Annotated in this window: 13 protein-coding genes; 7 read left to right on the top strand and 6 right to left on the bottom strand. The window is 64.4% G+C overall.

What is annotated here, in order from left to right; translation table 11 throughout:
- Positions 1-13 precede the first annotated feature (13 nt).
- Positions 14-1,180 (bottom strand): N-acetyltransferase, encoded by a 1,167-nt coding sequence (locus tag V8J55_RS01805; protein WP_336444114.1) that lies wholly within the window; start codon positions 1,178-1,180, stop codon positions 14-16.
- A gap of 117 nt (positions 1,181-1,297) precedes the next feature.
- Between V8J55_RS01805 and V8J55_RS01800 the strand changes: the two genes are divergently transcribed.
- Positions 1,298-2,404 (top strand): fatty acid desaturase family protein, encoded by a 1,107-nt coding sequence (locus V8J55_RS01800; protein ID WP_336444113.1) that lies wholly within the window; start codon positions 1,298-1,300, stop codon positions 2,402-2,404.
- A 219-nt stretch (positions 2,405-2,623) separates the two neighbouring features.
- On the opposite strand, the gene lptG is transcribed toward V8J55_RS01800, so the two are convergent.
- A complete protein-coding gene (lptG, locus tag V8J55_RS01795; protein WP_336444112.1) occupies positions 2,624-3,724 on the bottom strand; it encodes an LPS export ABC transporter permease LptG in 1,101 nt (366 codons plus the stop codon).
- Positions 3,724-4,932, bottom strand: coding sequence for an LPS export ABC transporter permease LptF (lptF, locus tag V8J55_RS01790; protein ID WP_336444111.1), 1,209 nt, complete (start codon positions 4,930-4,932; stop codon positions 3,724-3,726). The genes lptG and lptF overlap by 1 nt, the downstream gene beginning before the upstream one ends.
- Positions 4,933-5,065: 133 nt before the next feature.
- Between lptF and V8J55_RS01785 the strand changes: the two genes are divergently transcribed.
- From V8J55_RS01785 to V8J55_RS01775, 3 genes are read left to right on the top strand one after another with little or no spacing between them, the layout of a single operon-like run.
- Entirely contained in the window at positions 5,066-5,572 is a 507-nt protein-coding gene (locus tag V8J55_RS01785) for a DUF2141 domain-containing protein (protein WP_336444110.1), read from the top strand.
- Between the two features lie 14 nt (positions 5,573-5,586).
- Positions 5,587-6,561 (top strand): diacylglycerol/lipid kinase family protein, encoded by a 975-nt coding sequence (locus tag V8J55_RS01780; RefSeq protein ID WP_037514470.1) that lies wholly within the window; start codon positions 5,587-5,589, stop codon positions 6,559-6,561.
- Positions 6,562-6,571: 10 nt separating this feature from the next.
- Positions 6,572-7,432 carry a hypothetical protein gene (locus V8J55_RS01775; protein ID WP_037514468.1) on the top strand — a complete coding sequence of 287 codons (861 nt, stop codon included), beginning with the start codon at positions 6,572-6,574 and terminating at the stop codon, positions 7,430-7,432.
- 77 nt (positions 7,433-7,509) lie between these two features.
- Here V8J55_RS01775 and V8J55_RS01770 read toward each other — a convergent pair whose 3' ends face one another.
- The 3 genes from V8J55_RS01770 to V8J55_RS01760 form a co-directional block, all read right to left on the bottom strand.
- The gene (locus V8J55_RS01770; protein ID WP_336444109.1) at positions 7,510-9,471 is read right to left on the bottom strand and encodes an ATP-binding protein; all 1,962 of its coding nucleotides are present in this window, start codon (positions 9,469-9,471) and stop codon (positions 7,510-7,512) included.
- A gap of 113 nt (positions 9,472-9,584) precedes the next feature.
- Entirely contained in the window at positions 9,585-10,787 is a 1,203-nt protein-coding gene (spt, locus tag V8J55_RS01765) for a serine palmitoyltransferase (protein WP_336444108.1), read from the bottom strand.
- 108 nt (positions 10,788-10,895) lie between these two features.
- The gene (locus V8J55_RS01760; RefSeq protein WP_037514465.1) at positions 10,896-11,132 is read right to left on the bottom strand and encodes an acyl carrier protein; all 237 of its coding nucleotides are present in this window, start codon (positions 11,130-11,132) and stop codon (positions 10,896-10,898) included.
- Positions 11,133-11,283: 151 nt separating this feature from the next.
- On the opposite strand from V8J55_RS01760, the gene V8J55_RS01755 reads away from it, so the two are divergent.
- The 3 genes from V8J55_RS01755 (at position 11,284) to groES (ending at position 13,977) form a co-directional block, all read left to right on the top strand.
- Positions 11,284-11,856 carry a Pycsar system effector family protein gene (locus tag V8J55_RS01755; RefSeq protein ID WP_443030808.1) on the top strand — a complete coding sequence of 191 codons (573 nt, stop codon included), beginning with the start codon at positions 11,284-11,286 and terminating at the stop codon, positions 11,854-11,856.
- Positions 11,857-12,160: 304 nt separating this feature from the next.
- Positions 12,161-13,558: an MATE family efflux transporter gene (locus V8J55_RS01750; RefSeq protein ID WP_336444106.1), complete on the top strand. Its 1,398-nt coding sequence runs from the start codon at positions 12,161-12,163 to the stop codon at positions 13,556-13,558.
- Between the two features lie 131 nt (positions 13,559-13,689).
- Positions 13,690-13,977, top strand: a complete 288-nt coding sequence (groES, locus tag V8J55_RS01745; RefSeq protein WP_037514464.1) for a co-chaperone GroES — start codon at positions 13,690-13,692, stop codon at positions 13,975-13,977.
- The last annotated feature ends 64 nt before the right edge of the window (positions 13,978-14,041 follow it).

Here is a 14,041-nt window from a genome sequence, read left to right as displayed (position 1 = left end):
AGCTGTCCCGGTGTCAGAGCGATTTGTCGTAGATCTGATACACGCGGTTGACCTTGGCCTCGATCGCCTCGGCGACCGCGTTCATCCCCTGATTGTCGTCGAGCACCCAGCCGATATCGCCGCGCTTGGTGCCATAATCGGCGACCGCGTCGCGGCGGATATATTCGATCATCATAAAGGCGAGGGTGCTAGCCATGCGGCTGTTCTGAAGCTTTTTTGCGACGCCCATCAGCGGCACGCGCAGGATATGGCTTTGCGGTTTGCGCAGCCACCAAAGCAGCCGCGCCCAGTTGAACGGCAGCAGCGAGCCGTCCATGTCGATCAGCAGCTGGTTGATGTTCGGCAGCACGATCATAAAGGCAACCGGCTCGCCGTCGACTTCGGCGACGCGGATCAGGTCCTCGAAGACGATGTCCTTCAGCTTCTTGCCGACATAGGCGATCTCGCTGTCGGTCAGCGGGACAAAGCCCCAATTGTCGGACCATGCGTCGTTGAGCAGCCCCATGATCAGCGCCGCCTCGGCGGCGAAGCGGCGCTTGTTGACCTTGCGGATGCGGATGCGCGCATTCTTCTCGCCCGCCGCGACGATGCGGTTGACGATCGGCGGAAATCCGTCGTCGATCGCGACGTCGTAATTCAGCAGCTGCTTCACCGGCCGATAGCCGGCGCCCTCGACCCAGCTGCGATAGAGCGGACTATTGTGCCCCATCATCACCGTCGGCCGGTTGTCGAACCCCTCGATCAGCAGCCCGGGCTCGTCCCAGATCGAAATCGACAGCGGCCCCAATGAGCGGTGCATGCCCTGCGTGCGCAGCCAATCCTCGGCGGCGGCGAGCAGCGCCTGCGCCGTCCCTTCGTCTTCGGCTTCGAGCAGGCCCCAATTGCCGGTGCCCGGGCCCATCCCCTGTTCGGCGGGCTGTGCGAGCGCGAGCGTGTCGATATGCGCCGAGATGCGCCCGATCGTGCGGCCATTGCGCCGCGCGAGGAAGAATTGCGCCTTGCCATGCTCGAACCACGGATTCTTGCCGGGCGTGAGCAGGCCATACACCTCGCCCTTCAGCGGCGGCACCCATGCCGGATCGCCGCGATTGAGCCGAAAAGCGAGCTCGACAAACTCGCGCAAATCGTCCTTGTTCTTGACCGCGTGGATGGTGATCGGGCCGTCCGAATGTCCGCTCATACTGGTTTCCTGAAAGGGGCGTCCTATATTTGTGGCGACGCATTAGGGCATAGAAATGGCGCTGGCGACCCGCATTCGGCCATTTTGCTGCCACGAAATCATGGTGAAGACACCCGTATGACGACGATCAATCCCCCCGCCGATCGGATCGCGACCCCGTTTGCGAAGTCGATCGAAAAAACGCCAAAGTCCGCGATCGCCGACGATATGGCGATGATCCGCGCAGCTTCGGAGCTGACGCGCGATCTCGTGCAGCCGAGCGCGCGTATCTATTGGACCGACATGCTGGCCTCGGCCTTTATCGGCTACGCCGGCATCGCGGCGGCGATCTTGGCGCCCTCGACCGCGTGGATGCTGGTCGCCGCGGTGATTTCGGTCGTCGCGCTCTACCGCGCGGGCAGCTTCATCCACGAGCTGACGCATATTCGCAAAAATGCGCTGCCGGGTTTCCGTCTTGGCTGGAACATCCTCGTCGGCGTGCCGATGCTGATCCCGTCGTTCATGTACGAGGGCATCCACAGCCTGCACCATAACCGCACCAAATATGGCACGGTCGAGGACCCCGAATATCTGCCGCTCGCGCTGATGAAGCCGTGGACGGTGCCGCTGTTCGTCGTCGCCGCGGCGTTCGCGCCGGTGGCGCTCGTCTTCCGCTATGCGGTGCTCACCCCGCTGTCGTTCCTGATCCCGCCGCTGCGCAAGATCGTCGTCGAACGTTATTCGGGGATGATCATCAACCCGATGTTCCGCCGCAAGCCACCCGAGGGCGAGTTTCGCCGTCAATGGGCGTGGCAGGAAGGCGGCGCCTGGGCGTGGTCGAGCCTGCTGATCGCCGCGGGCGTCTTCGGCTGGGTGCCGCTGCGCGCGCTCGCGATCTTCGGCGCGATTGCCGCCGCGACGCTGGTGCTCAACCAGATCCGCACGCTCGTCGCGCATCTGTGGGAAAATGACGGCGCGGTGTTGACCGTGACCGGCCAGTTCCTCGACAGCGTCAACGTGCCGCCGCCGGGGCTGCTGCCCGAACTGTGGGCGCCGGTGGGGCTGCGCTATCACGCGCTGCACCATCTGCTGCCGGGCGTTCCCTATCATTCGCTCGCCGAGGCGCACCGCCGTCTGAAGGACGCGCTGCCCGCCGATTCGCAATATCATGGCGCGAATTACGACAGCCTGCCGAAGCTGGTGATGAACCTTGTTGCGGGGTCGGCAAAGGGCGCTGCAGCTTGATATTCAAGGTTGCGGGCTTGCCCGCTCCTTTTTTGCCCTTTGCGATAAGACGGAATCTCTGACCCGGGATCCGATGACAACGGCAAGCCCGACGCCCACGAGAGCCATCAGAACACCGTCCCCAAACCACTTCGATATGCCCCGCGCGGCAAGGATCGACAGGCAAATTAACGTCAGTTCTTGCCGCCAATTCATCGGCTGCTCTCCTCGAAACCGTCTCTATTCCTCGGTCCGGATCAAAATCATCTCGCCGATCAGCGCGAACAATATGAATGGTCCCCACGCTGCGAGGAAGGGCGAATAGGCGCCCAGATCGCCCATCGCGAGCGCGAAATTGTCGGCGACGAAATAGGCGAAGCCGAGCCCCATGCCGATGATCGCGCGGATGAACAGCTTGCCCGAGCGCGCGAGGCCGAACGCCGCGACCGCGCCGAGCAGCGGCATCAATATCGCCGACAGCGGTCCCGAAATCTTGTGCCACAGCACGCCCTTCAGCGCATCGACCGGCCGCCCCGCGGCCTCGAGGTCGGCGATCGCCGATTGCAGCTTCAGGAAGGGCAGTTCGTCGCCGTCGACCTGCGCCAGCGTGAACTGGTCGGGGCGGACATCCTTCGCCGCGACGATCGTGCCGAGCGGTTCGAGCGTGCCCGAGCGGCGCAGGAAGCGCCGTGCATTGGTCAGTTCCCAGCCGCCGGCCGGAAGCGCGCGGGCGCTGTCGGCCGACAGCATCGACGACAGCACGCCGCCGGTGCGCTCATAGATCGTCACATAGCCGAGGACGATCACCGGGCCGCTGGTATCGACCGTCGCGGCGTTGATCAGGTCGTCGCCGTCGCGGACCCAGATGTTGGTGCGTATGCCGCTGTCCTTCGGCACTTTCTTATATTCGACCTTTTGCCAGGCGCTGAGCGCCGCGGTCGATCGCGTGACGATGCGTTCGTTGAACGCGAAGCTGATTCCCGCGACGAGCAAGGCCGCGAGGAACAAGGGCGCGAGCACCTGATGCGCCGACATGCCCGACGCCTTCATCGCGATGACCTCGCTGTTCTGGTTGAGCGTCACCATCGTCAATATCGTGCCGAGCAACACCGAAAAGGGCAGGAAAGTCTCGATGATCTGCGGCAGCCGCATCCCGACATAGCGCCACACGTCCGAATCGCTGTTGCCCGCGACCGCGAGAATCTTGCCGCTTTCGCCGAGCAGGTCGAGCGTCTGGAGGATCAGCACGAGCGCGAAGAGGATTGAGAAGGAGCGGACGAGGAAAAGGCGGCCGACATAGAGCGCCATCGTCCGCGACGGGAAAAAGTGCAGTTGGTGCATCAGTTGGTCTGCTGCTTGCGCTGGAACATCGTGAGCATCGCGCGGATCTTCTGCCCCGCCTTGGCCGCGACGCGTTCGAGCGCCCCGATCGGCTGGCCGCCCGGGACATGCGCGACGACATAATACATCCAGATCGCGAGCGCCGCGAACAAAAGATAGGGCACCCACAGCGCGATCAGCGGGTCGACCACCCCGCGCGCGCCCATGTCTTCGGCATATTGGTTGATCTTGTGCTGCGTCACCAGCAGCACGATCGACAGGAAGACGCCGAGCGACGAGGTCGATCTTTTGGGCGGGATGGCGAGCGCGATCGCGATCAGCGGGATCAGGAACATCGACATCACCTCGACGATGCGGAAGTGGAAATTCGCGCGCGATTCGAGCCGCGTCTGCGCCGACGAATTCTGGTCCTTGCCCGCGACGAACAGCTCGGGGATCGTCATTTCGCGGTCGGCGCCGCCGCGCAGGCGGAAGGCCTCGATCTTGGGCAGCGGGATCGGCAAGTCGTGATTGTCGAAGGTCAGCACGCGCGGCACCGCGAATTTGGGCGATTCATGGATCAATACGCCCTGCGACAGGCGCAGGATGATCGTGTTCGGATCGTCGGTGGCCAGGAACTGCCCGCGCGCCGCGGTCGCCGACACGCGCTGCCCATCCTTATTCTCGCCGCGCACGAAAATGCCGCGCAAACTGCGCCCATCGTTATAGCTTTCCTCGATCCTGAGCGTCATGCGGTCGCCCAATTTGGTGAACTCGCCGACCTTGATCGACGCACCGAGCGCGCCCGAGCGCAATTCGAACTGCAAACCTTCATAGGCGTAGCGCGCGACGGGCTGGATGAAGCCGACGATTGCCAGATTGAGCGCCGCGAGCGCGATCGCATAGGCGAAGGGCACGCGCATCAGCCGCCCGAAGCTCATCCCCACGCCCTTCAGGACATCCAGCTCGCTCGACGTCGCAAGCTTTCGGAAAGCAAGGAGAATCCCCAGCATCAGCCCGATCGGGATGCCGAGCGAGAGATATTCGGGGATCAGGTTCGCGAGCATGCGCCACACGACGCTGACCGGGCCGCCCTCGACGGAGACGAATTCGAACAAGCGGATCATCTTTTCGAGAATCAGCAGCATCGCCGACAGGACGAGCGTGCCGAGCATCGGAAAGAAGATGAGCCGCGCGATGTAGCGGTCGATGGCAGGAAGCTTATTCAATCTTTGGTCGCCCCATCACCATGATTTGGCCGCAGTTGTTTCCGATATGCCGATTCAAGGGCGACAGGGACCCGTGTCAGCGTGCGCGTTTGTGCTTGCTGAGATGGCTATAGCCTCTGGAGGTTTTGAGGTCATGTCGAAAATGTTTCTCGCCGGACTGCTGGCTGCCGGAGCGCTGATCGCGCCCGTCGCGGCGCAGGGTGCCGCGCTGGGCCCGAACGCGGCCCTCTGCAACAGCAACGCCACCGCCGTCCAGGTCGACGTGCGCGGTTTCAAGGCGCGCACCGGGACGCTGCGCGTGCAGATCTACAGCGCGAACAGCAGCTATCTGGAAAAGCGCAAATGGCTCGAACGCGTCGACGTTCCCGTGTCGCGCGCGGGCACCATGTCGGTCTGCGTGCCCGTGAAGCAGCAGGGCAGCTATGTCATTTCGGTGCGGCACGACATGAACGGCAACGGCAAGTCGGACCGAAGCGACGGCGCGGGCCTGTCGGGCAACCCCGACATGAAGGTCAGCGACTTCATCTTCAAGCGGAAGCCCAAATTGGCAACGGTCAGTTTTGCGGTCGGCGGCGCCACCAAGCGCGTCCCGGTCGTGCTGAACTATGTCAACGGACTGTCCTTCGATCCGGTCGAATAAGGCTCTGAATATATATGGCAAGCGTCGCGCTCCTTTCGAATCCACGCTCCACGGGCAACCGCTCGCTGTTGCCGCGGGTTCGCGAATATTGCGCGGCGCACCCCGACATCTTTCATTATGAGGTCGAGGACGTCGACCAGATCGAAAAGGCCATTCGCACCATGGCGATGGTCGGCCCGCGCGTCGTCGTGATCAACGGCGGCGACGGCACGGTGCAGGCCGCGCTGACCGAAATTTATTCGGGCGACCATTTCGGCGGCTCGCCGCCGCCGGTCGCGGTGCTTCCCAACGGCAAGACCAACCTCATCGCGCTCGACCTCGGTGCCGAGGGCGATCCGATCAAGGCGCTGGAGCGCGTGCTCGAACTCGTCGCGAGCGGCCGGCTCGAAGATCATGTGATCGAACGCCAGCTGATCTCGCTCGACAGCGGCGGCGAAGCGCGGCCGGTGCTCGGCATGTTTCTCGGCGGCGCCTATCTGGCCGACGTGATGCTCTATTGCCGCAACCGCATCTATCCGCTCGGCCTGCCCAACGGCATTTCGCATTTCCTTGCGGCGATTCTCGGCCTGTTCGCGATCATCTTCGGGATCGGCGGCGGCCGCCTGCCGCCCAAGCCCGAAAATATGACCGTGTCGCTGATCCGTCAGGGCGAGTTCAAAGGCAAATTCTCGCTGCTGATCGTCACCACGCTCGAGAAATTGCTGCTCAGCATCCGCACGAGCGAAGCGCACGGCACCAACGGGAATATGAAGCTGCTTGCCACCGACAGCAATGTCGGGGCGATGTTCCGTATGCTCGGCGGGGCATGGCGCGGGACATTGGGGCAAAAGCCGCTCGATGGCGTGCATTTCCAGCAGGGCGACGAGATCCGCATCGAGGGCGAGCGGTCGAACGTCATCCTCGACGGCGAAATCTTCCAGGCCAAGCACGGCATGCCGATCATCCTGACCTCGACGCAGCCGGTGCCGTTCCTGCGCCTCGCCGCCTGAGCCTCCGCGCGTGTCCGACCTGATCGATCTGGTCCGCGCCGAACTGGCGACCCCCGTCGACCCGCGCGCCGCGGCGATGGCAGCGGCGATCGCCGCCCAATATCCCGGCAGCGCGCGCGCAGTGCTGTTTTACGGCAGCTGCCTGCGCGAGAGCGAGCTCGACGGGCTGATGCTCGATTTCTACCTGATCGTGTCGGACTATAGCGACGCCTATCCCAAACGCTGGATGGCCGCCGCCAACCGCCTGATCCCGCCCAACGTCTTTCCGTTTCAGTCGGGCGGGCTGATCGCCAAATATGCGGTGCTCAGCGAAGGTGATTTCGACCGGCTGAACGGCGCGGAGACGCGCAATGTGTCGGTGTGGGCGCGCTTTGCCCAGCCGTCGCGCCTCGTCTGGGCGGTCGACGATACCGCGCGCGATCGGGCGGTCGCGGCGGTGGCGCGCGCGGCGCCGACGCTGCTCGCCGCGGCGGGCCGCATCGATGGCGAAGCGCCGCTCGACTGGTGGCGGCGCGCCTTTTCGCTCACTTACTCGGTCGAACTGCGCGCCGAACGCACGAGCCGCGCACAGTCGGTGGTCGACGCCGATGCTGCGCGCTACGAGCGGTTCAGCCTGCCCGCGATCGCCGCGATCCCGGCCGATGCGCGCGCCGGCGGCTGGGCGCGGCGGCGGCTGGAGGGCAAGGCGCTCAGCATCGCGCGGCTTGCCAAGGCCAGCCTGACCTACGCGGGCGGGATCGATTATCTGGCGTGGAAGATCAACCGCCACGCGGGGACGAAGATCGAGATCAAGCCGTGGCAGCGCCGCTGGCCGCTCGTCGCCGCGCTGACGTTGGTGCCGCGCCTGATGAAGAGCGGCGCGATCCGGTAACACCCATGTGTCATCCCGGCGAAGGGTGTTCAGAGTCACGTGCCTCTGAACACCCTTCGCCGGGATGACGGATAACCCTAACTTGCCAATCTTTGCCCTTCGGCCGCCCGCGCGTCGCCGCGCCGACGGATGGCCTGGTCGAGCGCGGTGAGGGTGAAGGGTTTGCGCAGTACATCATGGTCGCCGAAGCTGGCGTCCTCGCTCGCGTCGCCGGCATAGCCGGTGACGAACAGCACCGACAGGTCGGGCCAGCGCTGTTTCAGCTGCGCGACCATTTCGGGGCCCGTCAGCTGGGGCATCAACACGTCGGACAGGATCAGGTCGAAGCCGCTCCCGCCCTCCGCCAGCCGCCGCTCGACCAGCGTTTCGGCCTCGAGCGGGTTGCCGCAGGCGACCACGCTATGGCCCAGCTCGCTGACCGCATCGACCGTCGCCGCGAGCACGCGTTCGTCGTCCTCGACGATGAGGATGCTGAGCGCGTCGGCGGGCGACGCGGGGTCGTCGGCATCGCCGGGCAGCGCCTCGGTGGCGGCATCGGCCTGCGGCTTGGCGATCGGCAGCAGCATCGCGACGCTGGTGCCTTCGCCCTCGGTCGACGAAAGCTGCACTTCGCCGCCCGACTGGCGGCAGAAGGCGAAGACCTGACTCATGCCTAGACCGGTGCCCTGGCCCGCGGGCTTGGTCGTGTAAAAGGGATCGAACACGCGTTCGAGCACTTCGGGCGACATGCCGCAGCCGGTGTCGATCACCCGCACCGCGAGCGCTTTGCCTTCGCCATCGTCGAGCGTCTGGATCGTCAGCGAACCATGGCTGTTCATCGCGTCGCGCGCATTGACCGCGAGGTTGAGCAGCGCATTTTCGAATTGCTGCCGGTCGACCCAGCAGGCACGGCTCGGCGCCTGCAGGTCGAGCGTCAGCGCGATGCGGTCGCCGATCGTGCGTTCGATCAGCTCGGCAAAGCTCGTGATGCACTCGTCGACCGCGACCATCTCGGGCCGCGCGGGTTCCGACCGGGCAAAGGTCAATAGCCGGCGCGTCAGGTCGGCGGCGCGATTGGCGCCGTCGAGCGCGTTGGCGAGGTGGCGCGACGCTTTTGCGGGGGATCGTTGCGCCAGCTCGAGCCCGCCGACGACGACGGCGAGCATATTGTTGAAATCATGCGCAATGCCGCCGGTCAGCTGGCCGACCGCTTCCATTTTTTGCGCCTGGCGCAGCTGCGCCTCGGCGGCTTCGCGCTCGATCATCTCGTCGCGCAGCGCATCGTTCGCGTGCGCCAGTTCCGCGGTGCGTTCGTTGACCGCCGCCTCGAGCTGCGCGGCGCGGTCGCTTTCGAAAAGCTGCTCGTTCCGCGCGAGCCGCCGTTCGCCTTCGGCGCGGAGCAACGAGAAGGTCGCGCCGATCGCGATGACCGCGGCGCTCGCCCCCAGTAGCGAAAAGAGCAGGATCGCCTGGTTGAGGCTGGCGCGATCGGCCACGGCAAGCCGGTTGCGCTCGTACAGCAATGCGCGTTCGTTCGCGATGATTTCGCTGAGCAGCTTGTCGATCTGGCTGACGCCCTGACCTTTACCGGCGGCGTAATATTTCGAAATGGCCGCGACGGTCTGGTTATAGTTGGCGCTGAGCGCCGCGTCGCCGAGCTGCGCCCCGCGGCTGTCCATTTCGCGCGTCAGCTGTTCGACCAGCGCCATCTGTTTCGGATTGTCGCGGACGTTGCGCCGCAATTGCGCGAGGAACTGCCGCGCGCGTCCCCACTGATATTCATAGACGCGCCCGTCCTCTTTTTGCAGCCCGACCGCGAAGCGGCCGAGCGACGCCTCGGCGCGCGCGATCGCGGCGTCGACCGACCGCGTTTGCGAAATGACTTCCAGGCTTTGCGCCTGCCAGCCGAGCGAACGATCGTAATTGTCATTGGCGCGCGCGAGCAGCAGCACGAGCGCCCCGACCACACCGGTCAGGATCGCACCGAGGACGATCGTCAGCCAGAAGCGTACACGCTCCCGCCGGCCGTCATTTTCGCTATCGCCATCCCGCTCGAACACGTGTTTCTCTTACCGGACAAGCGCGGCACCGCAAAGCACCGAAGCCTCGGTTAACTTAACACCGCTTCAACTCGCCCCGAAAAGGAATCCGCTGGTCGGCGCGCAGGCTCGGTTCAACCGATAATGCCGACGCGCTGGCCGGCGCGTTCGAACCGGCCGAGGATTTCACCAACCTGCTCGATACTATGTTCGGCGCAGAGCGAGCAGCGCAGCAAGGTCATGCCCGCGGGGGTCGCGGGCGGGCGCGCGAGATTGACGTACAGCCCTTCCTCGAGCAGCGCTTCCCACATCATCGCGCCCTGTTCGAGGTCGGGCATGATCACCGCGATGATCGCCGACTGCGGCTCTTCGGTGCCGAGCTGGAAACCGAGGTCGCGCAGCCCCTTGTGCAAAACCTTCGAATTTTCCCACAGGTGCGCGCGCTTGTTCGACCCGTGCATCAGCTTGCGGATGCTCGTCGCGGCGGTCGCGACGACGCTCGGCGGCAACGAAGCGGTGAACACATAGGGGCGGCAGACGAGCCGCAGGATTTCGAACTTCGGATGGTTCGACACGCAGAAACCGCCGACGGTGCCGACGCTCTTCGAAAAGGTGCCGATGACGAAATCGACATCGTCGAGCACGCCCTGCGCCTCGGCGACGCCGCGGCCATTCTCGCCGATGAAGCCCATCGAGTGCGCCTCGTCGACCAGCACCATCGCGCCGGCTTCCTTCGAGACGCGGATCATCTCTTTCAGCGGCGCGACGTCGCCGAGCATCGAATAGACGCCTTCGAGCACGACGAGCTTGCCCGCTTCGGGGGGCAGACGCTTCAGCCGCTTTTCGAGCGCTTCGACGTCATTGTGGCGAAAGGCGACGATTTCGGCATTGCCCATCGCGCAGCCGTCATAGATCGACGCATGGCTGTCGATGTCGAGGATGACATAGTCGCCCTTGCCCGCGATCGTCGAAATGATGCCGAGATTCGCCTGATAGCCGGTCGAAAACACCATGGCATGATCCATGGCGTAAAATTCCTTGAGCGCGTCCTCGCACTCCTTGTGGCCCTGATAGGTGCCGTTGAGGACGCGGCTGCCGGTGGTGCCGCTGCCGAACTTGTCGAGCGCATCCTTGCCCGCGGCGATGACGTCCTCGTCGAAGGTCATGCCCATATAATTATAGGTGCCGAGCAGGATCGTCTCGCGCCCGTTGCAGATCGCGACGGTCGGCGAGATCACCTTTTCCATCACCAGATTATACGGATCGGTGACCCCGGTCGCGAGCAGCTGCTCGCGCTGCTGGATCAGCGGGTCGAATTTCGAGAAAAGATCGGTCATATCAAACGTCCAAAATCCGTTCGCATCGAGCGAAGTCGAGATGCCCCTCGAACTTACGCTGTCCCGATGGGTGTCTCGACTTCGCTCGACACGAACGGGGAAAAAGATTTAGCCCTGCAGCTTCTCGACCGCGGCGACCAGCTGGCCGACATTTTCGATTTCGGCCTGCATGTTCATGCTGATGATGATGTCGAATGTGTCTTCGACCTCGGCGACGAAATCCATCACCGTCAGGCTGTCCCATTCGAGGTCCCCGGCAAAAGTCGTGGCGTCGGTCAGTTCGACACCCTTCTTGTTGAAAGGGGCAATCAGGCCGAAAATCTGGTCGCGCAGGGCGGTGCTCATGTGGTGCGTCCCATAGAGGAATAAAGTTGCGTGCGGCATGCCGCGAAGGCTCCCGATTGGCAAGCGAATGCGGCGGGAACAGGGCAGCATCTTGCCGCTGGCGGGACTTCGTGGCATCGCTGTGGCGGGTCGCCAGCAGGGGCAGCTTGGCATGGACAGCGCAGATTCAACGACATCGCAGGGTCGGCCGGCGATTTCCTTCCCGCCGAACGCGGTGCATCTCGTGCGCACCAACCAGCAGATCACGATGCAATTGTCGCAGATGGCCGACCAAAAGGCGTCGATCCTGATGGGCGCGACCTTCGTCGTCTTCACGCTCGCGATCGGGCAGGCGCGCTCGGGTGGCGGCGCGCTGGCGATGCCGCTCGCAATCCTCGCGACCTTTTCCTTCCTGTCGGCGTTACTTGCGGTGTCGGCGGTGCTGCCGCGCGTCGGCAAGGCGCCGCCCGTGGTTTACAAGGACGGCAAGGATCACAGCAATATCCTCTTCTTCGGCCGTTTCGCCCAGATGGATGAGGATGAATTCATCGACGCGGTAAAGGCGCGGCTGCGCACCGAGGAAGATCTGTACGAGACGATGCTGCGCGATACCTACCAGAATGGCGTTGTGCTGGCGCGGCGCAAATATCGCTATCTTGCCCATGCGTACCGGCTGTTCGTCGTCGGGCTGACGCTGACCTTCATCGCGTTCGCGGTCGAGATGGCTGGGATGTGGCAGGGATGAACTCATAGATCCCCCTGTCGCGAAGCGATGGGGAGGGGGAGTGCAGGGTTGAATTGCCCCCGGCAATTCAAGTCCAGTCCGGGGGACTGGACGACCCAGCACTCTCGCGCAGCGAGCGGTGGAGGGGTCGCGCCATAACCCCTCCGTCAGCGCTTCGCGCTGCCACCTCCCCATGCCTACGGCACAGGGAGGATCCAATCTCCGCATCGCTGTTGCCATTCTGCCACCCCCCCAGGCACCAAATAACCCGCCGTCGCCGCGCCGCACTTGAACCGTAACATTCGTGCGCCTATCCGGGCCGGCTATGCTGCATCAGGCCGCCCCTCTGACCGCGGAAACACCGCCGAGCCTCCGCGCCGAATTTCGCGCGACGCTGGCGCTTGCCGTGCCGCTGGCGGCGGCGAACCTGTTGCAAATGCTCGTCCACGCGATCGACGTGATTTTCGTGGCGCGGCTCGGCGACGCCGCGCTCGCCGCCTCGTCGCTCGGTGTCGCGATCTTCGGACTCCTGCTGTGGACCGGGTCGGGTCTCGTCGGCGCATCGGCGCCGCTGATCGCCGCTGAACTCGGGCGCCGCAAGCATGCGGTGCGCGAGGTGCGGCGGACCGTGCGCATGGCGCTGTGGCTCAGCGCGCTGGTTTCGCTCCTCTTCATGGGCATCTGCGCCGCGGGCGGGCCGATCATGCTTGCGACGGGGCAGCCGGCCGAAACCTCGGCGCGTGCCGCGGGCTTCCTGCTGATCCTGATGTGGGGCATGTTCCCGATGATCGCGGCGGCGGTGCTCCGCATCTTCGTCTCGGCGCTCGGCCGCCCGACGATCGCGACCGCGATCACTTTCGGCGCGCTGTTCGTCAATGCGCTCGGCAACTGGGTGCTCGTCTTCGGCCACCTCGGCATGCCCGCGCTCGGCCTCCACGGCTCGGCGATCTCGAGCGTGATGACCAGTTTCCTGATGCTGATCGCCTATGTCGTCGTCATCCAGAGCGATCGGCGGCTGCGGCGCTATCATCTGTTCGGCAACTGGTGGCGGTCCGAATGGACGCGCTTTTTCGAGATGCTGCGCATCGGCACCCCGATCAGCCTGACGATTCTGGCCGAGGCGGGGCTGTTCACTGGCGCCGCCTTCCTGATGGGCCGCATCGGCGAGACCGAACTCGCCGGGCACACGATCGCGCTTCAGGTCGCGGCGCTCGCCTTCCAGATCCCTTTCGGTGTCGCGCAGGCGGCGACGATCCGCGTCGGCCTGGCTTACGGCGCGCGCGACCATAGCGGTATCGCGCATGCGGGGCAGGCGTCGCTGGTGCTCGGCATCGGCTTCATGGGGCTGACCGCGCTCATCATGTGGCTTTTCCCGTCGCTCGTGCTGTCGATCTATGTCGACGTCGATGCCGCGCGCAACGCCGCGCTCGTCGGTTTCGCGATGCAGTTCCTCGTCGTCGCCGCCGCCTTCCAGCTCTTCGACGGCGCGCAGGCGGTGGCCGCGGGCGTGCTGCGCGGATTGCAGGATACGCGCACGCCGATGATCATCGCGATCTGCGGTTACTGGATCGCGGGTTATGGCACTGCCATCTATCTCGGCTTCTGGACCCCGCTCGCCGGCGTCGGCGTGTGGATCGGTCTCGCGGTCGGCCTCGTGGTGGTCTCGGCAGTGCTGCTGCTGAGGTGGCGGATGCGCGCGCGCCTCGGCCTGCTTCCGGCCTGACGCAAAAACTTCGCGAGAATCTTGTACCCCTGCGCTTGACGCCTATCTGACTCCCACCCATATGGCCGACTGTTAGCACTCGCGTCCTGTGAGTGCTAAACGACATCATTTCCATCTCTGGAGGGATTTCCATGCAATTTCGTCCGCTGCACGACCGCGTGCTTGTTCGCCGTATCGAAGCCGAAGAAAAGACGGCTGGCGGCATCATCATCCCCGACACCGCCAAGGAAAAGCCGCAGGAAGGCGAAGTCGTCTCGGTCGGCACCGGCACCCGCGCCGATGACGGCAAGGTGACCCCGCTCGACGTCAAGGCGGGCGACCGCATCCTGTTCGGCAAATGGTCGGGCACCGAAGTCAAGGTCGACGGCGAAGAGCTGCTGATCATGAAGGAATCGGACATCCTCGGCGTCATCGCCTGAGCGATTTCATCGAATTCAGTGTAAAGTTGCGCAGTTTTCTGCGCCTTTTTTGAAGGAACAAGCA

It is taken from the genome of Sphingopyxis sp. CCNWLW2 (assembly GCF_037095755.1).
Lineage (GTDB): Bacteria > Pseudomonadota > Alphaproteobacteria > Sphingomonadales > Sphingomonadaceae > Sphingopyxis.
The sequence above is the reverse complement of the archived record's forward strand: the minus strand, read 5'-3'. Positions and strand labels throughout refer to the sequence as shown.